Raw genomic sequence first — 20,773 nt, 5'->3', positions numbered from 1 at the left:
AAAATAAAGTAAATATACAGAAAGCCTATTTATTGACAGATGCAAATATCATTAAATCTGATATTATCCTGTTTTTAGTTATATCTTTTTTTGTATTTTCGATTACACAAGAATACTCCAGGGAACTATGGGCTTTTTTTTTAATATTCGGGTTATTGTTTTTTGTTATTGAGTTAACCTGTCGGTTTCACAAAAATTATTTTAAAGTATGGAGAATTTATATCAAGTTACGAGGGATTTAAATGAGAACCGGGAATCGTACCTTAAACAGTTGCAGCGTATAACCCGTTCCCGGATTCTGTGAGAATTATTGCTTATCTTCATACTGAGAGCGCTAGCAGTATTCATTCACGAGATGTTCCAGGCTTAGCAAGAAGAGGGGGAACTTAGCCGGCGTCCCCATCATTATTATTTGTAATCCTGTTCTTTAACTCTTAACGTAAAAACCCGCTGCGGCGGTTTTTTTTACGTCTTTAAAGCAGTAGCGGTAGGGTCGCACTCGCCGTTTGCTGGCTCACATCGCTGTACTTTTCATCCAGCGCAATCAGCGACGTGGTGAGCAGTTCCACTAACAGCATGACACCCACCTTGGCGTTTAGCGCACCAGCACTCAATGGACCTTCCGGTTTGGCTGCGACCAGTTGAATATCACTCAGCGAAGCCAGCGGACTACGCGGTGTATTACTCAGCGCCAGTACGCGTACGCCTTGCTTACGCGCCAGCTTTACGACATGCAGCAGATCGCGCGTGGAGCCTGAGCTGGATATCGCCACTACCAGCGTATCTTTGCTTAGCGTTGTAGCGTTCATAGCTGCACGGTGCATGTCACTGAACAATTGCGCGGGTTTGCCGAGGCGCAGGAGTTTGTAATGTAAATACTCACCCAGAATAGCGCTGGCCGCTACGCCATAAATTTGTACCGACTGAGCCTGATGCAGCGCCAGAGCGGCTGCTTCCAGTAATGTTCTGTCGAGTAATTTTGCCGTGTCCTGCAGCGCTTGCACGGATTCATTGACGACATTGTCAATCTCATCACCGCTGTGTTCTACCGGCTCTCCTTGCCGGAGATCGAGTGCCAGCGCCATCTTAAATTCGTTATAGCCCTTACACCCCAGCGTACGGCACAGACGCGTGACGCTCGCCTCGCTGGTGTCGCTTTCACGCGCCAGTTCGGTAATCGTCAGATAGACCACTCTTGCCGGATCGCTAAGCACAAACTCTCCCAGCTTTTGTTGAGTTCGACTATATCCATCAACGCCCTGGCGCAATCTCAGCAGCAGGTTTTCATTTTCTGACATGCAAAATCCTTAATGCGTTTCTCTGCCGATAGTGTGGCGGAAAGCAGGGGAGAGATGCCAGTCATTTTAAAAAAGTATGATCGGCTTCCTGGTTTTTGATGGTAATTTTCATTTTTATAATTAATTATGGTAAAAATTTTCATCAATGATCGGGGAGATGAAAAAATGATGCAAATATTTAGCGGCGCTTCGTCAGGCGCATGGTTTGAAAAGGCGCAAAGGTTCGGCAAATCGTTCATGCTGCCGATTGCGGTATTGCCCGCAGCGGGGTTGTTGCTGGGGATTGGTGGGGCTTTGTCGAATCCCAATACGCTGACGGCCTACCCATTCTTGAATGTCGACTGGCTGCAGGCAATCTTCACGATCATGACCAGCGCGGGTTCTATCGTGTTTGCCAACCTGTCGGTGCTTTTTGCGGTTGGTGTCGCCGTGGGGCTGGCGAAAACGGATAAAGGCACGGCGGGCCTTGCGGCCTTGCTGGCATTTCTGGTGATGAATGCCACCATCAACGCTTTGTTAACGCTCAACGGAACGCTGGCGCACGAGAATCCAGGTGCTGTGGGCCAGGGGATGACGCTGGGCATTCAGACGCTGGAAACGGGCGTGTTTGGTGGGGTAGTGATTGGTCTGGTCACCTGCGCGCTGCATAGTCGTTTCAATAAAGTCTCACTCCCTCAGTTTCTTGGTTTTTTCAGTGGTTCGCGTTTTGTACCGATTATCAGCTCGCTTGCCGCGATTGTGGTGGGGGCGATCATGACGGTGGTGTGGCCGCATTTCCAGAAGCTCATTTTTGGACTGGGCGGTCTGGTGGATGCGACGGGCTATCTGGGGACGCTGCTGTACGGCTTCATCCTGCGTATGCTTGGTCCACTGGGTTTACACCATATTTTTTATTTGCCGTTCTGGACGACTGCGCTGGGCGGGAGCGAAATCGTCAACGGTCAACTGGTCGAAGGCACCCAGCGTATTTTCTTTGCCCAACTTGCCGATCCGAATACGCAGCAGTTTTATGCCGGTACCTCGCGCTTTATGTCCGGGCGCTTTATCACCATGATGTTTGGCCTGCTTGGCGCATGCCTGGCGATGTACCACACGGCAAAACCGGAGAACAGAAAGCTTGTCGCCGGACTGTTGCTGTCGGCTGCTCTGACCTCTTTCCTGACGGGCATCACTGAGCCTATTGAGTTCTCCTTCCTGTTTGTGGCTCCGGTGTTATATGTCATTCACGCCTTCTTCGATGGGCTGGCGTTTATGATGGCGCATATTTTACATATCACTATTGGGCAAACCTTTTCGGGTGGGCTGATCGATTTCCTCCTCTTCGGCGTGCTACAGGGGGAAGCGAAAACCAACTGGATGTACGTCCCTCTGGTTGGGGTTCCGTGGTTCTTTCTTTACTACTTCACCTTCCGTTATTTGATTAACCGCTTTAACTGGCTGACGCCGGGACGTGAGAACGCTGCCCAGGTGGAGTCCGGTCTGCCTCAGAGCGAACGCGCAGCGGCAATCATCGCCGGGCTGGGAGGCAAAGAGAATCTGGAAGAGGTGGACTGTTGCGCCACACGCTTACGCGTGACGGTGAAAGAGAGCAGCAAGGTAGATGAAGCGGGGCTGAAAGCGACCGGAGCGCGCGGCGTAATTATTCGCGGCAACGGTGTTCAGGTGATTTATGGCCCGCATGTCACCATCATTAAAAATGAAGTCGAAGAGATCTTATCGTGATGAAAACTGTACTGGATTCCCTGAAAGGTAAGTTAATTGTCTCCTGCCAGGCGCTGGAAAATGAGCCCCTGCACAGCCCGTTTATTATGTCTCGTATGGCGCTGGCGGCAGCGCAGGGCGGGGCGATAGGTATCCGTGCGAACAGTGTGGTAGATATTCGCGCGATCAAAGAGAGCGTGTCCCTGCCGATAATAGGAATTATCAAGCGCGATTATCCGGGCAGCGAGGTGTTTATTACGGCCACCCTGCAGGAAGTGGATGAGCTGATGACCGTTGAGCCGGAAATTATTGCTCTGGATGCGACAGCGCGACCGCGTCCTGGTGGGCAAACGCTGGAAGAACTGGTCACGCAAATCCGCGCCCGCTACCCGTCCGTACTGCTGATGGCGGATATCGCCACCGTTGATGAGGCGGTAACAGCAGAGCGGCTGGGGTTTGACTGCGTGGGCACCACGCTCTATGGCTATACTGCGGACACTGCCGGGCATGTGCTGGCGGAAAACGACTGCGGTTTTTTACGTGAGGTGTTGGCGGCGGTCACCATACCGGTCGTGGCGGAAGGTAACGTCGATACCCCGGAACGTGCCGCACGTTGTCTGGCATTAGGCGCACATACCGTGGTGGTTGGAGGCGCTATCACGCGTCCGCAGCAGATAACGGCACGCTTTGTCGCGGCAATCGCCTCGTAAAGCATCGATGGGGCATGATACTTTGGCGGGGATCTGCGATAATTAGCGTTTATCCCCATATTGAGAACGCTATGCAGTACCCGATTAACGAGATGTTCCAGACCCTGCAAGGTGAGGGTTACTTTACCGGCGTCCCCGCCATTTTTATTCGTTTACAGGGATGCCCGGTTGGCTGTGCCTGGTGCGATACCAAACACACCTGGGATAAGCTTGAGGATCGGGAAGTCTCCCTGTACAGCATCCTGGCCAAGACTAAAGAGAGCGATAAGTGGGGCGCGGCGAGCAGCGAAGATCTGCTGGCTGTTATTCAGCGTCAGAGCTATACCGCCCGTCATGTGGTGATCACCGGCGGCGAGCCCTGCATTCATGACCTGATGCCGCTGACTGACCTGCTGGAAAAGAACGGCTTTAGCTGCCAGATTGAAACCAGCGGTACCCACGAGGTACGCTGTACGCCGAATACCTGGGTGACCGTATCGCCAAAGGTAAATATGCGCGGCGGTTATGATGTGCTGTCACAGGCGCTGGAACGCGCGAATGAAATCAAACATCCGGTCGGCCGCGTTCGCGATATTGAAGCGCTGGATGAACTGCTGGCAACGTTGAGCGATGACAAGCCACGGATCATTGCCTTACAGCCAATCAGCCAGAAAGAAGATGCGACGCGTCTGTGCATTGATACCTGTATCGCGCGTAACTGGCGTCTGTCGATGCAGACCCATAAGTACCTGAATATTGCCTGATAAATTTTGCCGGGTGGGCTACGCATCGCCATCCGGCAAAGTCACTATCACTCGCCGCGATACACGCAACCCGCCGTGCAGGTCTCTTTCACCATTACTGCGCTCAGCAGAGGGACAACAGGTTTAACCTGATCCCAAATCCATTTTGCCAGCACTTCGCTGGTTGGGTTTTCTAAGCCCGGAATATCGTTCAGATAGTAGTGATCGAGTCTGTCGTAAGTCGGCTTAAACGCCGCCTTTAACTCTGCGAAATCCATAATCCAACCGGTATGCGGATCGACTTCACCGGTAATTTCAAGACGCACCATAAATGAGTGACCATGCAGGCGACCACACTTATGCCCTTCCGGTACATGCGGCAGGCGGTGAGCGGCTTCGAAGGTGAAATCTTTAAACAAGGTGGTGGACATTTTTTACTCTCAAGAATGCGAAAAACCGCCGTAGGGTACCGTAAAGAGCAAATTTTATCATTAGTTAAAAGGGCGCAGAGTATCAGAACAATCCATTCATAAAGATAATGCTTAATAAATTTTTATATATCATAGGCTTATTAAATCGATTTTGCTGTTAATAACTATAACTAAAACAGGTTAGTTCATTTGGTTATTTGTTATTTCTATCCCTTCTTTAGTTGTTACTATGCCCGCCGTTAACCTAATACTCGTCATACTTCGAGCTGCATGTGTGTTGGCTTCACTCTCTTATCCCAGTCACTTACTTCAGTAAGCTCCTGGGATTCGTTCACTTGCCGCCTTCATGCAACTCGAATTATTTAGAGTATTTTCATTTCTTTTTTTGGTGCCATTTGGGCGCGAAAAACAGCTTTGCTTACTGGAACATGACAACGCATGACGACACAGGCCCCACCTTCCGCTCTGCTACCGCTAAACCCGGAGCAACTGGCGCGCCTTCAGGCGGCCACTACCGATTTCACTCCCGCACAGTTGGCGTGGGTTTCTGGTTACTTTTGGGGTGTGCTGAATCAGCAGCCAGCCAGCAATGTGACAGCCCCTGCGCCTGCGGCAGAAATGCCAGGGATTACGCTTATCTCCGCCTCGCAAACCGGTAATGCGCGCCGTGTGGCGGAAGCCCTGCGCGATGATCTGATTGCCGCGAAGCTCAATGTCACTCTGATCAATGCCGGCGACTACAAATTCAAACAAATCGCCAATGAAAAGTTGCTGGTTGTGGTGGCATCGACTCAGGGAGAAGGCGAACCAGCGGAAGAAGCCGTCGCGCTGCATAAGTTCCTGTTCTCGAAAAAAGCGCCGAAGCTGACCGATACCGCCTTTGCGGTGCTGGGTCTTGGCGATACCTCTTACGAATTTTTCTGCCAGGCCGGGAAAGACTTCGACAGCAAGCTGGCCGAGCTGGGCGGTGAGCGCCTGCTCGACCGCGTCGACGCCGACGTGGAATACCAGGCTGCCGCCTCCGAATGGCGCGCGCGTCTGGTCGATGTGCTTAAAGCGCGTGCGCCTGCTGCCCCGTCTGTACAAGTTGCAGCGAGCGGTGCGGTAAATGAAGTACATACCAGCCCCTACACCAAAGAAGCACCGCTGACTGCGTCCTTGTCGGTGAACCAGAAAATTACCGGTCGTAACTCGGAAAAAGACGTCCGCCATATCGAAATCGACCTTGGCGATTCCGGTCTGCGTTATCAGCCGGGCGACGCGCTGGGCGTGTGGTATCAGAACGATCCGGCTCTGGTGAAAGAGCTGGTTGAACTGCTGTGGCTGAAAGGGGATGAACCGGTCACGGTCGAAGGAAAAATCCTGCCGCTGGCCGAAGCGCTGGAGTGGCATTTCGAGCTGACGGTCAATACCGCGAATATCGTGGAAAACTACGCCACGCTGACGCGCAGTGAATCGCTACTGCCGCTGGTGGGCGATAAAGCCCAGCTGCAGCAGTATGCGGCTACCACGCCAATCGTCGATATGGTGCGTTTCTCGCCGGCACAGCTTGATGCCGACGCGTTAATCGGCCTGCTGCGTCCACTGACGCCGCGCCTCTATTCTATCGCCTCCGCGCAGGCGGAAGTTGAAAGCGAAGTCCACGTCACCGTCGGCGTTGTGCGTTACGAGATTGAAGGCCGCGCCCGCGCTGGCGGAGCTTCCAGCTTCCTCGCTGACCGCGTGGAAGAGGAAGGGGAAGTGCGCGTGTTCATCGAGCACAACGACAACTTCCGCCTGCCGGCTAACCCACAGACGCCGGTGATTATGATTGGTCCTGGCACCGGTATCGCGCCGTTCCGCGCCTTTATGCAGCAGCGCGCCGCCGACGGTGCGGAAGGCAAGAACTGGCTGTTCTTCGGTAACCCGCATTTCACCGAAGACTTCCTGTACCAGGTCGAGTGGCAGCGCTACGTAAAAGAAGGCGTGCTGAGCCGGATCGATCTGGCCTGGTCACGTGACCAAAAAGAAAAAATCTACGTACAAGACAAACTGCGCGAACAGGGCGCAGAGCTGTGGCGCTGGATCAATGACGGTGCCCACATTTATGTCTGCGGCGACGCTAATCGCATGGCGAAAGACGTTGAGCAGGCGTTGCTGGAAGTGATTGCTGAATTCGGTGCAATGGACATCGAAGCGGCGGATGAATTTTTAAGTGAGCTGCGCGTCGAGCGCCGTTATCAGCGAGATGTCTACTAATGAGCGAAAAACACCCAGGGCCTTTAGTGGTCGAAGGCAAACTGACTGACGCCGAGCGCATGAAGCGTGAAAGTAATTTCCTGCGCGGCACCATCGCGGAAGACCTGAATGATGGCCTGACCGGCGGTTTTCACGGCGATAACTTCCTGCTGATCCGTTTCCACGGCATGTACCAGCAGGATGACCGTGACATTCGCGCCGAGCGCGCCGAGCAGAAGCTGGAGCCGCGTCACGCGATGCTGCTGCGCTGTCGTCTGCCGGGCGGAGTGATCACCACTACCCAGTGGAAGGCGATCGACAAATTCGCCGCTGACAACACAATTTACGGCAGCATCCGTCTGACTAACCGTCAGACCTTCCAGTTCCACGGTATTCTGAAGAAGAACGTCAAACCGGTGCATCAGATGCTGCATTCGGTGGGGCTGGATGCGCTGGCGACGGCCAACGACATGAACCGTAACGTGCTGTGTACCTCCAACCCGTATGAGTCGCAGCTGCACGCGGAAGCCTATGAGTGGGCGAAAAAGATCTCTGAACATCTGCTGCCGCGCACCCGCGCCTATGCGGAGATCTGGCTCGATCAGGAGAAGGTCGCGACCACCGACGAAGAACCGATCCTCGGCGCAACCTATCTGCCGCGTAAATTTAAAACCACGGTGGTGATCCCGCCGCAGAACGATATCGATCTGCACGCCAACGACATGAACTTCGTGGCGATTGCCGAAAACGGCAAGCTGGTGGGCTTTAACCTGCTGGTTGGCGGCGGTCTGTCTATTGAGCACGGTAATAAGAAAACCTACGCTCGTACAGCCAGCGAGTTTGGCTTCCTGCCGCTGGAGCATACCCTGGCGGTAGCCGAAGCGGTGGTGACGACCCAGCGTGACTGGGGTAACCGTACCGATCGTAAAAACGCGAAAACCAAATATACGCTTGAGCGCGTCGGTGTCGACACGTTCAAAGAAGAAGTTGAGCGTCGCGCGGGGATCAAATTTGAGCCGATCCGCCCGTATGAGTTTACCGGTCGCGGCGATCGCATTGGTTGGGTGAAAGGGATCGACAACAACTGGCACCTGACGCTGTTTATCGAAAACGGTCGTATCCTGGATTACCCGGGACGTCCGCTGAAAACGGGTTTACTGGAGATCGCGAAGATCCATAAAGGCGATTTCCGCATCACCGCCAACCAGAACCTGATCATCGCCAGCGTGCCGGAAAGCCAGAAAGCGAAGATTGAGAAGCTGGCGCGCGACCACGGGTTGATGAATGCGGTGAAACCGCAGCGTGAAAACTCGATGGCCTGCGTGTCGTTCCCGACCTGCCCGCTGGCGATGGCCGAAGCCGAGCGTTTCCTGCCGTCGTTCACGGATAAAGTCGAAGCGATTCTGGAAAAACACGGCATCCCGGACGAGCATATCGTGATGCGCGTGACCGGCTGTCCGAACGGCTGCGGCCGCGCGATGCTGGCGGAGCTGGGGCTGGTGGGTAAAGCGCCGGGCCGCTACAACGTGCATCTGGGCGGCAACCGCATGGGGACGCGTATTCCGCGTATGTACCGCGAAAATATTACGGAATCAGAAATTCTCGATTCTGTTGACGAACTGGTTGGGCGCTGGGCGAAAGAGCGTGAAGCGGGTGAAGGCTTCGGCGACTTTACGGTGCGTGCGGGCATCATTCGCCCGGTGCTCGATCCAGCGCGTGATTTCTGGGAATAAGTTCCCTTTGCCTGGTGACGCGACGGTTTTGTAGGCCTGATAAGCGTAGCGCCATCAGGCATAAGATGAGGTAATTATGTCCGTACTCGATCTACACGCATTGAACGATCTGTCGAAAGTTGAACGCGTTATGGCCCTGGCTGAAACTAACAGCCAACTGGAAAAGCTGGATGCCGAAGGCCGCGTGGCGTGGGCACTGGAGAATTTGCCGGGAGAATATGTGCTTTCTTCCAGCTTTGGTATTCAGGCCGCAGTAAGTCTGCATCTGGTCAATCAGATCCGCCCGGATATCCCGGTAATTCTGACCGATACTGGCTATCTGTTCCCGGAAACCTACCAGTTTATCGATGAGTTAACGGACAAGCTCAAGCTAAATCTCAAGGTTTACCGCGCCAAAGAGAGCGCAGCCTGGCAGGAAGCACGCTATGGCAAACTGTGGGAGCAGGGCGTTGAGGGTATTGAAAAATACAATGACATCAACAAAGTTGAGCCGATGAACCGGGCGCTAAAAGAGATTAACGCGCAAACCTGGTTCGCGGGTCTGCGCCGCGAGCAGTCAGGCAGTCGTGCGCATTTGCCGGTGCTGGCTATCCAGCGCGGCGTGTTTAAAGTGCTGCCGATCATCGACTGGGATAACCGCACGGTTTACCAGTATTTGCAGAAGCACGGTCTGAAATACCATCCGCTGTGGGATCAGGGCTATCTGTCGGTGGGTGATACGCACACCACCCGCAAATGGGAACCCGGTATGGCGGAAGAGGAGACACGCTTCTTTGGCCTGAAGCGTGAGTGTGGGTTGCACGAAGGGTAATATGAGCCTCGGTAAGCGTTATGCATTACCGAGGCTCTTTTTCTTCAGGATTACCCTGCCTTCGCCAGCTCTTTTACCAGCGGCAGCATAATGCGTACCACGTCGCGGCTGCGGTGCTCAATCCGGCCCGGTAACGCTTTATCGATATGCTGTTGGTTGTCCAGCCGTACATCGTGCCAACTGTTGCCGTCGGGGAACGAGGGGCTTTTGGCGCGTTGTTGATAGCCATCTTTCTTGCCCAGGCTCCAGTTGGTCGCTTCAACGGACAGGACGGCAATTCCCGCGTTATCGAACACCTCTGCGTCGTTACAGCAGCCGGTACCTTTTGGATAGTCTTTGTTCAGCCCGGGGTTGGTGCTGGCGACAATACCGCGGCTGCGCGCGATGGCCAGCGCCCGGTCGCGCGTCAGTTTTCGTACGGCTTCCGGGGTTCTTTTCCCGCTGTTGAAATAGAGCTTATCGCCAACGATCAGATTATCGAGGTTGATAACCAGCAGCGTATTTTTCTTCTCGGCGGCGCTCATTCGCTTCAGGATGTTCTCTGCGCCCAGTTTGCCTTCCTCTTCACCGCTGGTGGCGATAAAGCGAATACCGTACTGCGTCGGCACATTTTTGAGCCGTTCAGCCAGCTCCAGCATCACGCCCACCCCTGCGGCGTTGTCGTCGATACCCTGCAGGGTTAATCCACCCAGATTGGCATCGGAATCGGCGTCACTTTGTGCGGCGTAGGTGTCGAGGTGCGCCATGATAAGAATCTGCTGTGGCACCTTGCCTTCATGGGCTGCAATGACGGTGCTGCCCGTTACGTTATGCCAGTTTTTACGATTATCTTTGGCGGTATAAATATAGCGGCTGTTAAACGTCCGAATATCGCTGCTATAGCCCATCTGCTGAAATTGCTGACGTATATAATCAGCAGATAACATTTCTGCCGGAGAACCCGTCACCCGGCCTGGGAAGAATGTGGCGATGTAGCGTGCCTGGGTATTTGCGATATCTCCGGGCTTCGAAGATGTTGCCTGTGCGGGAAGGATAAAGCACGCGCCGAGCGCTAGGGCGGTAGTCAGGTGGCGCAATGCGGAAAACATAGTGAGTCCTTAAATACCAAGCAGAAATTTTTAGCCGCTAGTATGAAACCGTGATCGAGGTAAAACAATTTCATTTGCTCCTAAATGCCCGAAATCCGGTGGCTTAAGCACTTTTTGATATTTGCTTTTCCAGATCGTTATTCCTTTGAGGAACTACTCATTCCAATTCGTAATTTCATTCGCCTCCTTGCCCTCCCTATAGTCAGGTTATCTGAGCATCGCTAGCAAAATAACGGCATTACATAGGAACGGTTATGGATCAAAAACGACTTACCCACCTGCGGCAACTGGAAGCGGAAAGCATCCATATCATTCGTGAGGTGGCCGCCGAGTTTTCTAATCCGGTGATGATGTATTCCATCGGCAAAGATTCCAGCGTAATGCTGCATCTGGCGCGCAAAGCGTTTTATCCGGGTACGCTGCCGTTCCCCTTGCTGCACGTTGATACCGGTTGGAAATTTAGCGAGATGTATGAATTTCGTGACCGCACGGCGAAAGCCTACGGCTGCGAACTGCTGGTGCATAAAAACCCGGAAGGGGTGGCGATGGGCATCAACCCGTTTGTTCACGGCAGCGCCAAGCATACCGATATTATGAAAACCGAAGGGCTGAAGCAGGCGCTGAACAAATACGGTTTTGACGCCGCGTTCGGCGGCGCACGCCGTGATGAGGAGAAATCGCGCGCCAAAGAGCGCATTTACTCCTTCCGCGATCGCTTCCATCGTTGGGACCCGAAAAATCAGCGTCCGGAACTGTGGCACAACTACAACGGACAAATTAACAAAGGCGAAAGCATTCGCGTATTCCCGCTCTCTAACTGGACCGAACAGGATATCTGGCAGTACATCTGGTTGGAAAATATCGACATCGTACCGCTGTACCTGGCGGCTGAGCGTCCGGTGCTGGAGCGCGATGGTATGCTGATGATGATTGATGACGACAGAATCGATCTGCAACCCGGCGAAGTGATTAAAAAGCGCATGGTGCGTTTCCGCACGCTTGGCTGCTGGCCGCTGACCGGCGCGGTGGAGTCTAACGCGCAGACGCTGCCGGAGATTATTGAAGAGATGCTGGTCTCAACCACCAGTGAACGTCAGGGCCGCGTGATTGACCGCGACCAGGCGGGCTCCATGGAGCTGAAGAAACGTCAGGGGTATTTCTAAGGAGCCGCCATGAATACGACACTTGCACAACAAATTGCTAATGAAGGCGGCGTTGAAGCCTGGATGGTTGCCCAGCAACACAAAAGTCTGCTGCGTTTTTTAACCTGCGGTAGCGTGGATGACGGGAAAAGTACCCTGATTGGTCGCCTGCTGCATGATACCCGGCAGATCTATGAAGATCAGCTCTCATCGCTGCATAACGACAGTAAACGCCACGGCACCCAGGGCGAAAAGCTCGATCTGGCGCTATTGGTTGACGGCTTGCAGGCCGAGCGTGAGCAGGGCATCACCATCGACGTGGCTTATCGTTATTTCTCCACCGAGAAGCGCAAATTTATTATTGCGGATACCCCTGGACACGAACAGTACACCCGCAATATGGCGACCGGTGCGTCGACCTGCGACCTGGCGATCCTGTTGATCGATGCGCGTAAAGGCGTGCTGGATCAGACCCGTCGTCACAGCTTTATCTCCACGCTGCTTGGGATCAAGCACTTGGTGGTAGCGATCAACAAAATGGATCTGGTGAGCTTTAGCGAAGAGACATTTAACCGCATCCGCGAAGACTATCTCACGTTTGCTGAACAACTGCCGGGCAACCTGGATATCCGCTTTGTGCCGCTCTCTGCGCTGGAAGGCGATAATGTGGCTTCGCAAAGCGTCAGCATGCCATGGTACAGCGGCCCGACACTGCTCGAAGTGCTGGAAACCGTTGAGATCCAGCGCATTGTCGATACCCAGCCGATGCGTTTCCCGGTGCAGTATGTGAACCGACCAAATCTGGATTTTCGTGGTTATGCCGGAACGCTGGCCTCCGGTAGCGTGCAGGTAGGGCAACGCGTCAAGGTGTTACCGTCCGGCGTTGAGTCGAGCGTGGCGCGGATCGTTACCTTTGATGGTGATTTACAGCAAGCGCATGCAGGTGAAGCGATCACCCTGGTGCTGAAAGATGAGATCGACATCAGCCGGGGCGATCTGCTGCTGGATGCTGGTGAAGCGTTGCCAGCGGTACAAAGCGCTGCCGTTGATGTGGTGTGGATGGCGGAACAGCCGCTGTCGCCGGGGCAGAGCTACGACATCAAAGTTGCCGGCAAGAAGACCCGTGCACGCGTGGATACCGTGCAGTATCAGGTCGATATTAATAACCTGACCCAGCGTGAGGTCGACGCGTTACCGCTGAACGGCATTGGTCTGGTTAATCTGACGTTTGATGAACCGCTGGTGTTGGATACCTATCAGCAGAACCCGGTTACGGGTGGGTTGATTATCATTGACCGCCTGACTAACGTCACTGTCGGCGCGGGGCTGGTGCGCGAGCCTATCATTCAGGAGCAGGCCGCCGCTTCTCAGTTCAGCGCGTTTGAACTGGAGCTGAATGCGCTGGTGCGTCGCCACTTCCCACACTGGGGTGCGCGCGATCTGCTGGGAGGCAAATAATGGCGCTGCATGACGAAAACGTCGTCTGGCATGCCCATCCTGTTACACCGCAACAGCGGGAGCAACGCCACGGTCACCGTGGTGTTGTGCTGTGGTTTACCGGACTGTCTGGCTCCGGTAAATCTACGGTAGCGGGAGCGCTGGAAGAAGCGTTGCACAAGCTGGGCGTCAGCACTTATCTGCTGGATGGCGATAACGTGCGTCACGGCCTGTGTAGCGATTTGGGGTTTAGCGATGCTGACCGTAAGGAGAATATCCGGCGCGTTGGCGAGGTGGCGAACCTGATGGTGGATGCCGGTCTGGTGGTGTTGACCGCGTTTATCTCTCCGCATCGCGCCGAGCGAAAAATGGTCCGTGAGCGCCTTGGCGCAGGGCGTTTTATTGAGGTTTTTGTCGATACGCCATTAGCAACGTGCGAAGCGCGCGATCCAAAAGGGCTGTATAAAAAAGCCCGGTCGGGGGAGTTGCGCAATTTCACCGGAATTGATTCGGTATACGAAGCGCCTGAATCGCCAGAGATTCATCTTGATGGTGAACAATTGGTAACAAATTTGGTTCCCCAATTATTAGACCTGCTGAGGCAGGAAGATATTATCAGATCCTGAGACACCCGAGCTTGCATGCCCGGTCAGTCACGGTCACAGGATTAGATATGCGTAACAGCCATAACATTACTATCACAGAGTCAGAGACCTTCGCCGCCGCCGACGAAACCACCTGGTCCCTACCAGGGGCCGTGGTCGGTTTTGTAGCGTGGCTGCTGGCGCTGGGGTTCCCATGTCTGATGTATGGCCCTAACACACTGTTTTTCTTCCTTTATACCTGGCCTTTCTTCCTCGCGTTGCTGCCCGTGGCGATTGTGGCGGGTATTGCCCTGCACTCGCTATTAAAGGGAAAGCTGCTGCTGAGCATTACCAGCACCCTGCTGGTGGTGGGTGGAATGTTTAGCGCCCTATTCTTTTGGCTTTTGGGCTAGGCTAAGTCCGTTTTAAACGATCGCCGATGTCGTTCACTGTCTGGTCATAATTCAAACCGTAACCAACAATGAGATTATGTTCTCCTTACACAGGGTATACGTAACAACGGGCAAATGTGGTACATTTGCCCGCGTTGTCGCGGCATTCCCGTCCGTTGATGTAAAGTCGTCTACGGAAGTTATGGGATGTTAATGCCGTTTTTCAGGGGGCAGGATGGGTAAACTTACGCTGCTGTTGCTGGCTTTATTAGTCTGGCTACAGTATTCGCTGTGGTTCGGTAAGAACGGCATACATGACTATAGTCGCGTCAACGATGATGTTGCTGCGCAGCAGGCTACAAACGCGAAACTTAAAGCGCGTAACGATCAGCTCTTTGCCGAAATTGACGATCTCAATGGCGGACAAGAGGCTATTGAGGAGCGCGCGCGCAACGAACTCAGCATGACTAAGCCGGGCGAAACCTTTTATCGTCTGGTGCCTGACGCGTCTAAACGCGCCCAGACTGCAGGGCAAAATAATCGATAAACCGTCCAGGGATCTAACATGGCAGCCACTTTATTGGACGTTTGCGCCGTGGTGCCGGCTGCCGGATTTGGCCGCCGAATGCAAACAGAGTGTCCTAAGCAGTACCTCTCAATTGGCAATAAAACCATTCTTGAACACTCGGTTGATGCGCTACTGGCCCATCCCCGGGTGACGCGAGTCGTCATCGCTATCAGCCCAGGCGACAGCCGCTTTGCCCAACTTCCACTTGCCGCGCATCCGCAAATTACCGTAGTGGATGGCGGCAATGAACGTGCCGATTCTGTCCTTGCCGGTTTGCAAGCCGCAGGAGATGCCCGTTGGGTACTGGTGCATGACGCCGCGCGGCCGTGTCTGCATCAGGATGATTTGGCGCATTTGCTGGCAATCAGTGAAACCAGCCGCACTGGCGGGATCCTGGCCGCACCCGTACGCGATACGATGAAACGCGCTGAACCGGGCCGTACAGACATTGCCCATACGGTCGATCGTACCGACTTATGGCATGCGTTAACGCCGCAGTTTTTCCCTCGCGAACTGTTGCACGACTGCCTGACCCGTGCGCTCAACGAAGGCGCAACCATTACGGACGAAGCCTCGGCGCTGGAATATTGCGGCTTTCATCCGCAACTGGTCGAAGGACGCGCTGACAACATCAAAGTCACCCGCCCGGAAGACCTGGCGCTGGCGGAATTTTATCTGTCCCGAACAATTCATCAGGAGAATGCATAATGCGAATCGGACACGGTTTTGACGTACACGCTTTTGGCGGCGTTGGCCCAATTATCATTGGTGGCGTGCGCATCCCGTATGAAAAAGGACTGCTGGCGCATTCTGATGGTGATGTGGCGTTACATGCGCTAACCGATGCCTTGCTGGGCGCGGCGGCTCTGGGTGACATCGGTAAACTCTTCCCGGATACCGACCCGTCCTTTAAAGGTGCAGATAGCCGCGAATTATTGCGTGAAGCCTGGCGGCGTATTCAGGCTAAAGGCTATACGCTTGGTAATGTGGATGTGACGATTATTGCTCAGGCACCGAAGATGCTGCCGCACATTCCGCAAATGCGTGTATTTATTGCCGAAGATCTCGGCTGCCATATGGATGATGTTAACGTGAAAGCGACCACCACGGAAAAACTCGGTTTCACCGGGCGTGGGGAAGGGATTGCCTGTGAAGCGGTGGCGTTACTCATTAAGGCAACGAAATGACTGCGTTTGAAAATCTGACATATCTTCATGGTAAACCACTTGGCCATGGTGTCCTGAAAGCGAATCCGGAAGACTTTGTCGTCGTCGAAGATTTAGGTTTCGAACCGGATGGCGAAGGCGAGCACATTTTGGTGCGTATCCTGAAAAACGGCTGTAATACCCGTTTTGTCGCTGACGCGCTGGCGAAGTTCCTGAAAATTCACGCCCGTGAAGTGAGCTTTGCCGGGCAAAAAGATAAGCATGCGGTCACCGAACAGTGGCTGTGCGCACGCGTACCGGGCAATGTAATGCCTGATTTAAGCAAATTTGAGCTCGAAGGCTGTAAAGTGCTGGAGTACGCGCGCCACAAGCGTAAGCTGCGTTTAGGGGCGCTGAAAGGCAACGAATTTACGCTGGTGCTGCGTGAAGTGAGCGAGCGAAATGACGTTGAAGCGCGTTTACAGGCGATTAGCGAGCGCGGCGTACCGAACTATTTTGGCGCTCAACGTTTTGGGATCGGCGGCAGCAACCTGCAAGGGGCACTGCGCTGGGCGCAAAGTGATGCGCCGGTGCGCGATCGCAATAAACGCAGTTTTTGGTTGTCGGCGGCCCGTAGCGCGTTGTTTAATCAGATCGTCAGTGAACGCTTGAAAAAAACAGACTTTAATCAAGTTGTTGACGGCGATGCGCTACAATTGTCGGGACGCGGAAGCTGGTTTGTCGCCACGCAGGAAGAACAGACTGAATTACAGCGTCGCGTCGATGATAAAGAATTGATGATTACAGCGGCATTACCGGGTAGCGGTGAGTGGGGAACTCAGCGCGACGCGCTGGCGTTTGAAGAAGGCGCTGTTGCGGATGAAACCGTGCTGCAGTCCCTGTTATTGCGCGAGAAAGTCGAGGCATCGCGACGCGCTATGTTGCTGTATCCACAACAATTAAGCTGGAACTGGTGGGATGACGTAACCGTTGAGTTACGCTTCTGGCTACCGGCAGGTAGCTTCGCCACCAGTGTAGTAAGGGAACTTATTAACACAATGGGTGATTATGCGTATATTGCTGAGTAACGATGATGGGGTCCATGCACCCGGTATACAAACGCTGGCGAAAGCGCTGCGTGAGTTTGCTGATGTACAGGTGGTTGCCCCGGATCGTAACCGCAGTGGCGCGTCTAACTCGCTGACGCTGGAATCTTCACTTCGCACGTTTACCTATGATAACGGCGATATCGCCGTACAAATGGGTACGCCCACCGACTGCGTCTATCTGGGCGTGAACGCATTAATGCGTCCGCGTCCGGACATTGTCGTTTCTGGTATTAACGCAGGTCCTAATCTCGGGGATGATGTCATCTATTCCGGTACCGTTGCGGCGGCAATGGAAGGTCGTCACCTTGGGTTCCCTGCGCTGGCTGTCTCGCTTGATGGCCATAAGCACTACGATACTGCCGCGGCAGTAACCTGTCGTATATTACGGGCGCTGAGTCGTGAACCGCTGCGCACCGGGCGTATTTTGAATATCAACGTTCCGGATATACCGCTGGATCAGATTAAAGGTATTCGCGTCACCCGCTGCGGCAGTCGCCATCCGGCGGATCAGGTTATCCCACAGCAGGATCCACGCGGGAATACGTTGTACTGGATTGGGCCGCCGGGGGAAAAATGCGACGCCGGGCCAGATACAGATTTTGCCGCCGTCGATGAAGGCTATGTTTCCATCACGCCGCTGCATGTCGATTTAACCGCCTACGGTGCGCATGAGGTGGTTTCGAGTTGGTTGGACAGCGTGGGAGTCGGCACGCAATGGTAAGCAGACGCGTACATACTCTTCTTGAACAATTACGTGCTCAGGGCATCAGAGATGAGCAAGTCCTCGATGCTCTCGCTGCCGTGCCGCGTGAGAAATTCATTGATGAGGCGTTTGAACATAAGGCCTGGGACAATATTGCCTTGCCGATTGGTCAGGGGCAGACGATTTCGCAGCCTTATATGGTTGCACGTATGACTGAGCTGCTTGAGTTAACGCCGCAATCGCGGGTGCTGGAAATTGGCACGGGCTCAGGCTACCAGACGGCGATTCTGGCGCATCTGGTGCATCATGTATGCTCCGTTGAGCGCATTAAAGGCCTGCAATGGCAGGCGCGTCGTCGCCTGAAACAGCTTGATTTACACAATGTTTCTACCCGTCACGGTGATGGATGGCTGGGCTGGCAAGCGCGGGCCCCGTTTGACGCTATCATTGTAACGGCAGCGCCGCCTGAGATCCCAACTGCACTGATGATGCAGTTGGATGAAGGCGGCATTCTCGTCTTACCCGTGGGCGATGAGCACCAGTTCCTGAAGCGGGTGCGTCGTCGGGGAGGCGAATTTATTATTGATACCGTGGAGGCCGTACGTTTTGTTCCCTTAGTTAAAGGGGAGCTTGCGTAGACACTGGCTCTGAATACCTGGAGTTTTCCTGGATATTCTGGAATTAGTCAGCGTATCGTGTCGATGCTTTTACACGGTGATTACGTTACGGGTTTTAACCAAATTTTCCTGGGGGATAAATGAGCGCGGGAAGCCACAAATTTACCATTCGCCGTATTGCGGCATTGTCACTGGTTTCATTATGGCTGGCAGGTTGTTCAAACACCTCGAATCCACCAGCGCCGGTCAGCTCGGTTGACGGCGGTGCATCCACGAACACCAGTTCCGGCATGCTGATTACGCCTCCGCCAAAAATGGGCTCGACGTCGACAGTACAACAGACGCCACAGATCCAACCGGTGCAGAGTCCGACTACGCAACCAACGCAAATTCAACCTGTTGCAGAACAGCCTGTACAGATGGAAAACGGTCGTATCGTGTACAACCGTAAGTATGGGAATATTCCGAAAGGTAGCTACACGGGCGGCAGCACCTATACTGTCAAGAAAGGCGACACGCTTTTCTATATCGCCTGGATTACCGGGAACGATTTCCGTGACCTCGCACAGCGCAATAACGTTCCGGCCCCGTATAGCCTGAATGTCGGCCAAACTCTGCAAGTGGGCAACGCCTCGGGTACACCGATTACCGGTGGGAATGCCATCACCCAGGCGGATGCAGCACAGCAAGGAGTTGTGACCAACCCTGCACAAAATTCCACCGTTGCTGTTGCTTCGAAACCAACAATTACGTATTCTGAGGATTCAGGTGAACAAAGTGCTAACAAAATGTTGCCGAACAACAAGCCTGCTGGGACAGTTGTCACAGCGCCAGTAACGGCTCCAGCAGTTAGCACAACCGAAACAACTGCAAGCTCAACGTCGACCAGCGCGCCAATCTCTACCTGGCGCTGGCCAACTGACGGCAAAGTGATCGAAAACTTTGCGGCTACCGAAGGTGGCAATAAAGGGATCGACATTGCAGGCAGCAAAGGACAGGCTATTGTCGCGACCGCAGATGGACGCGTCGTTTATGCCGGTAACGCGCTGCGTGGTTACGGTAATCTTATTATCATCAAACATAACGATGATTACCTGAGCGCCTACGCCCATAACGATACAATGCTGGTCCGGGAACAACAAGAAATCAAGGCGGGGCAGAAAATAGCTACCATGGGTAGTACCGGAACCAGTTCAACACGCTTGCATTTTGAAATTCGTTACAAGGGGAAATCCGTAAACCCGCTGCGTTACTTGCCGCAGCGATAATTCGGCGGAACCAGGCTTTCACTTGCTAGTTCCGTTAGGGATCACGGGTAGGAGCCACCTTTATGAGTCAGAATACGCTGAAAGTTCATGATTTAAATGAAGATGCGGAATTTGATGAGAACGGAGTAGAGGCTTTTGATGAGAAAGCCTTGAGTGAAGAGGAACCCAGTGATAACGACCTGGCTGAAGAAGAGCTGTTATCGCAGGGGGCCACACAGCGTGTGTTGGACGCGACTCAGCTTTACCTTGGTGAGATTGGTTATTCACCACTGTTAACAGCCGAAGAAGAAGTTTATTTTGCGCGTCGCGCACTGCGTGGAGATGTCGCCTCTCGCCGCCGCATGATTGAAAGTAACCTGCGTCTGGTGGTGAAAATTGCTCGCCGTTATGGCAATCGTGGTCTGGCATTGCTGGATCTGATTGAAGAGGGCAATCTGGGACTTATCCGTGCAGTCGAGAAGTTTGACCCGGAACGCGGGTTCCGCTTCTCAACATACGCAACGTGGTGGATACGATCAGACGATCGAACGGGCGATTATGAACCAAACCCGTACGATCCGACTGCCGATTCACATTGTAAAAGAGCTGAACGTCTATCTGCGTACCGCGCGTGAGTTGTCGCATAAACTGGACCACGAACCGAGCGCAGAAGAGATTGCTGAACAACTGGATAAACCGGTTGATGACGTCAGCCGTATGCTCCGACTCAATGAGCGCATTACCTCGGTAGACACCCCGCTGGGTGGCGATTCCGAAAAAGCGTTGCTGGACATCCTGGCCGATGAAAAAGAAAACGGTCCGGAAGACACCACGCAAGACGATGATATGAAACAGAGTATCGTCAAATGGCTGTTCGAACTGAACGCCAAACAGCGTGAAGTGCTGGCACGTCGTTTCGGTCTGCTGGGGTATGAAGCTGCAACACTGGAAGATGTGGGCCGCGAAATTGGTCTCACGCGTGAACGTGTTCGTCAGATTCAGGTTGAAGGCCTGCGTCGTCTGCGTGAAATTCTGCAGACTCAGGGGCTGAATATCGAAGCGCTGTTCCGCGAGTAAGCACAAGTTCCATCAAGAAAGGCCAGTCTCATCGAGACTGG

20 protein-coding genes and 1 pseudogene are annotated in these 20,773 nt (G+C 53.7%); 18 read left to right on the top strand and 3 right to left on the bottom strand.

Annotated elements, in window-relative coordinates:
- Positions 1–473: 473 nt before the first annotated feature.
- Positions 474–1,298, bottom strand: a complete 825-nt coding sequence (locus tag FDW92_RS14455) for a MurR/RpiR family transcriptional regulator (RefSeq protein ID WP_042310698.1) — start codon at positions 1,296–1,298, stop codon at positions 474–476.
- Positions 1,299–1,463: 165 nt separating this feature from the next.
- On the opposite strand from FDW92_RS14455, the gene FDW92_RS14450 reads away from it, so the two are divergent.
- The 3 genes from FDW92_RS14450 (at position 1,464) to queE (ending at position 4,452) form a co-directional block, all read left to right on the top strand.
- Entirely contained in the window at positions 1,464–3,020 is a 1,557-nt protein-coding gene (locus FDW92_RS14450; RefSeq protein ID WP_042311155.1) for a maltose/glucose-specific PTS transporter subunit IIC, read from the top strand.
- Positions 3,020–3,709, top strand: a complete 690-nt coding sequence (locus FDW92_RS14445; RefSeq protein WP_042310696.1) for an N-acetylmannosamine-6-phosphate 2-epimerase — start codon at positions 3,020–3,022, stop codon at positions 3,707–3,709. The genes FDW92_RS14450 and FDW92_RS14445 overlap by 1 nt, the downstream gene beginning before the upstream one ends.
- A 71-nt stretch (positions 3,710–3,780) precedes the next feature.
- Positions 3,781–4,452: a 7-carboxy-7-deazaguanine synthase QueE gene (queE, locus tag FDW92_RS14440; protein WP_038633185.1), complete on the top strand. Its 672-nt coding sequence runs from the start codon at positions 3,781–3,783 to the stop codon at positions 4,450–4,452.
- A gap of 47 nt (positions 4,453–4,499) precedes the next feature.
- Here the strand turns inward: queE and queD are convergent, their stop codons facing one another.
- Positions 4,500–4,862 (bottom strand): 6-carboxytetrahydropterin synthase QueD, encoded by a 363-nt coding sequence (gene queD, locus FDW92_RS14435; RefSeq protein WP_006687049.1) that lies wholly within the window; start codon positions 4,860–4,862, stop codon positions 4,500–4,502.
- A gap of 438 nt (positions 4,863–5,300) precedes the next feature.
- Between queD and cysJ the strand changes: the two genes are divergently transcribed.
- The 3 genes from cysJ to cysH all read left to right on the top strand — a co-directional run bounded on the left by cysJ (position 5,301) and on the right by cysH (position 9,623).
- Entirely contained in the window at positions 5,301–7,100 is a 1,800-nt protein-coding gene (gene cysJ, locus FDW92_RS14430; protein ID WP_042310694.1) for an NADPH-dependent assimilatory sulfite reductase flavoprotein subunit, read from the top strand.
- Positions 7,100–8,812, top strand: coding sequence for an assimilatory sulfite reductase (NADPH) hemoprotein subunit (cysI, locus tag FDW92_RS14425; protein ID WP_042310692.1), 1,713 nt, complete (start codon positions 7,100–7,102; stop codon positions 8,810–8,812). The genes cysJ and cysI overlap by 1 nt, the downstream gene beginning before the upstream one ends.
- Positions 8,813–8,888: 76 nt before the next feature.
- On the top strand, positions 8,889–9,623 hold the full coding sequence (gene cysH / locus FDW92_RS14420) for a phosphoadenosine phosphosulfate reductase (RefSeq protein WP_042310691.1): 735 nt from the start codon (positions 8,889–8,891) through the stop codon (positions 9,621–9,623).
- Between the two features lie 50 nt (positions 9,624–9,673).
- On the opposite strand, the gene FDW92_RS14415 is transcribed toward cysH, so the two are convergent.
- The gene (locus tag FDW92_RS14415) at positions 9,674–10,711 is read right to left on the bottom strand and encodes an aminopeptidase (RefSeq protein ID WP_042310689.1); all 1,038 of its coding nucleotides are present in this window, start codon (positions 10,709–10,711) and stop codon (positions 9,674–9,676) included.
- Between the two features lie 254 nt (positions 10,712–10,965).
- Between FDW92_RS14415 and cysD the strand changes: the two genes are divergently transcribed.
- The 12 genes and pseudogenes from cysD to rpoS all read left to right on the top strand — a co-directional run bounded on the left by cysD (position 10,966) and on the right by rpoS (position 20,732).
- Positions 10,966–11,874 (top strand): sulfate adenylyltransferase subunit CysD, encoded by a 909-nt coding sequence (gene cysD / locus FDW92_RS14410; protein WP_003034152.1) that lies wholly within the window; start codon positions 10,966–10,968, stop codon positions 11,872–11,874.
- A gap of 9 nt (positions 11,875–11,883) precedes the next feature.
- Positions 11,884–13,311: a sulfate adenylyltransferase subunit CysN gene (gene cysN, locus FDW92_RS14405; RefSeq protein WP_042310687.1), complete on the top strand. Its 1,428-nt coding sequence runs from the start codon at positions 11,884–11,886 to the stop codon at positions 13,309–13,311.
- Positions 13,311–13,916: an adenylyl-sulfate kinase gene (cysC, locus tag FDW92_RS14400; RefSeq protein ID WP_042310685.1), complete on the top strand. Its 606-nt coding sequence runs from the start codon at positions 13,311–13,313 to the stop codon at positions 13,914–13,916. The genes cysN and cysC overlap by 1 nt, the downstream gene beginning before the upstream one ends.
- 47 nt (positions 13,917–13,963) lie before the next feature.
- Positions 13,964–14,287 (top strand): DUF3561 family protein, encoded by a 324-nt coding sequence (locus FDW92_RS14395; protein WP_042310684.1) that lies wholly within the window; start codon positions 13,964–13,966, stop codon positions 14,285–14,287.
- Positions 14,288–14,501: 214 nt separating this feature from the next.
- Positions 14,502–14,813: a cell division protein FtsB gene (gene ftsB, locus FDW92_RS14390; protein ID WP_003034163.1), complete on the top strand. Its 312-nt coding sequence runs from the start codon at positions 14,502–14,504 to the stop codon at positions 14,811–14,813.
- A gap of 18 nt (positions 14,814–14,831) precedes the next feature.
- A complete protein-coding gene (gene ispD, locus FDW92_RS14385; RefSeq protein ID WP_042310682.1) occupies positions 14,832–15,542 on the top strand; it encodes a 2-C-methyl-D-erythritol 4-phosphate cytidylyltransferase in 711 nt (236 codons plus the stop codon).
- Positions 15,542–16,021: a 2-C-methyl-D-erythritol 2,4-cyclodiphosphate synthase gene (gene ispF / locus FDW92_RS14380; protein WP_042310680.1), complete on the top strand. Its 480-nt coding sequence runs from the start codon at positions 15,542–15,544 to the stop codon at positions 16,019–16,021. Before ispD ends, ispF begins: the two co-directional genes overlap by 1 nt.
- Positions 16,018–17,067, top strand: coding sequence for a tRNA pseudouridine(13) synthase TruD (truD, locus tag FDW92_RS14375; RefSeq protein WP_042310679.1), 1,050 nt, complete (start codon positions 16,018–16,020; stop codon positions 17,065–17,067). Before ispF ends, truD begins: the two co-directional genes overlap by 4 nt.
- On the top strand, positions 17,048–17,809 hold the full coding sequence (surE, locus tag FDW92_RS14370; RefSeq protein ID WP_042310677.1) for a 5'/3'-nucleotidase SurE: 762 nt from the start codon (positions 17,048–17,050) through the stop codon (positions 17,807–17,809). The genes truD and surE overlap by 20 nt, the downstream gene beginning before the upstream one ends.
- A complete protein-coding gene (locus FDW92_RS14365) occupies positions 17,803–18,429 on the top strand; it encodes a protein-L-isoaspartate O-methyltransferase (protein WP_042310675.1) in 627 nt (208 codons plus the stop codon). Before surE ends, FDW92_RS14365 begins: the two co-directional genes overlap by 7 nt.
- A gap of 164 nt (positions 18,430–18,593) precedes the next feature.
- Positions 18,594–19,676, top strand: coding sequence for a murein hydrolase activator NlpD (gene nlpD / locus FDW92_RS14360; protein WP_227255159.1), 1,083 nt, complete (start codon positions 18,594–18,596; stop codon positions 19,674–19,676).
- 62 nt (positions 19,677–19,738) lie between these two features.
- Positions 19,739–20,732: pseudogene (rpoS, locus tag FDW92_RS14355) on the top strand (RNA polymerase sigma factor RpoS).
- Positions 20,733–20,773 lie beyond the last annotated feature (41 nt).

This window comes from Citrobacter sp. wls706 (genome assembly GCF_005281305.1).
Taxonomy (GTDB): Bacteria; Pseudomonadota; Gammaproteobacteria; order Enterobacterales; family Enterobacteriaceae; genus Citrobacter; species Citrobacter werkmanii.
This window is presented reverse-complemented; position numbering and strand designations above follow the sequence as displayed.

Bases quoted from the DNA above. Each gene is read 5' to 3' on its own strand.
- FDW92_RS14445 (WP_042310696.1), top strand. From the start codon at position 3,020: ATGAAAACTGTACTGGATTCCCTGAAAGGTAAGTTAATTGTCTCCTGC.
- cysJ (WP_042310694.1), top strand. From the start codon at position 5,301: ATGACGACACAGGCCCCACCTTCCGCTCTGCTACCGCTAAACCCGGAG.
- ftsB (WP_003034163.1), top strand. From the start codon at position 14,502: ATGGGTAAACTTACGCTGCTGTTGCTGGCTTTATTAGTCTGGCTACAG.
- FDW92_RS14415 (WP_042310689.1), bottom strand. From the start codon at position 10,711: ATGTTTTCCGCATTGCGCCACCTGACTACCGCCCTAGCGCTCGGCGCG.
- surE (WP_042310677.1), top strand. From the start codon at position 17,048: ATGCGTATATTGCTGAGTAACGATGATGGGGTCCATGCACCCGGTATA.
- cysI (WP_042310692.1), top strand. From the start codon at position 7,100: ATGAGCGAAAAACACCCAGGGCCTTTAGTGGTCGAAGGCAAACTGACT.
- queD (WP_006687049.1), bottom strand. From the start codon at position 4,862: ATGTCCACCACCTTGTTTAAAGATTTCACCTTCGAAGCCGCTCACCGC.
- FDW92_RS14450 (WP_042311155.1), top strand. From the start codon at position 1,464: ATGATGCAAATATTTAGCGGCGCTTCGTCAGGCGCATGGTTTGAAAAG.
- FDW92_RS14365 (WP_042310675.1), top strand. From the start codon at position 17,803: ATGGTAAGCAGACGCGTACATACTCTTCTTGAACAATTACGTGCTCAG.
- FDW92_RS14455 (WP_042310698.1), bottom strand. From the start codon at position 1,298: ATGTCAGAAAATGAAAACCTGCTGCTGAGATTGCGCCAGGGCGTTGAT.
- queE (WP_038633185.1), top strand. From the start codon at position 3,781: ATGCAGTACCCGATTAACGAGATGTTCCAGACCCTGCAAGGTGAGGGT.
- cysD (WP_003034152.1), top strand. From the start codon at position 10,966: ATGGATCAAAAACGACTTACCCACCTGCGGCAACTGGAAGCGGAAAGC.
- FDW92_RS14395 (WP_042310684.1), top strand. From the start codon at position 13,964: ATGCGTAACAGCCATAACATTACTATCACAGAGTCAGAGACCTTCGCC.
- cysC (WP_042310685.1), top strand. From the start codon at position 13,311: ATGGCGCTGCATGACGAAAACGTCGTCTGGCATGCCCATCCTGTTACA.
- cysN (WP_042310687.1), top strand. From the start codon at position 11,884: ATGAATACGACACTTGCACAACAAATTGCTAATGAAGGCGGCGTTGAA.
- ispF (WP_042310680.1), top strand. From the start codon at position 15,542: ATGCGAATCGGACACGGTTTTGACGTACACGCTTTTGGCGGCGTTGGC.
- truD (WP_042310679.1), top strand. From the start codon at position 16,018: ATGACTGCGTTTGAAAATCTGACATATCTTCATGGTAAACCACTTGGC.
- ispD (WP_042310682.1), top strand. From the start codon at position 14,832: ATGGCAGCCACTTTATTGGACGTTTGCGCCGTGGTGCCGGCTGCCGGA.
- cysH (WP_042310691.1), top strand. From the start codon at position 8,889: ATGTCCGTACTCGATCTACACGCATTGAACGATCTGTCGAAAGTTGAA.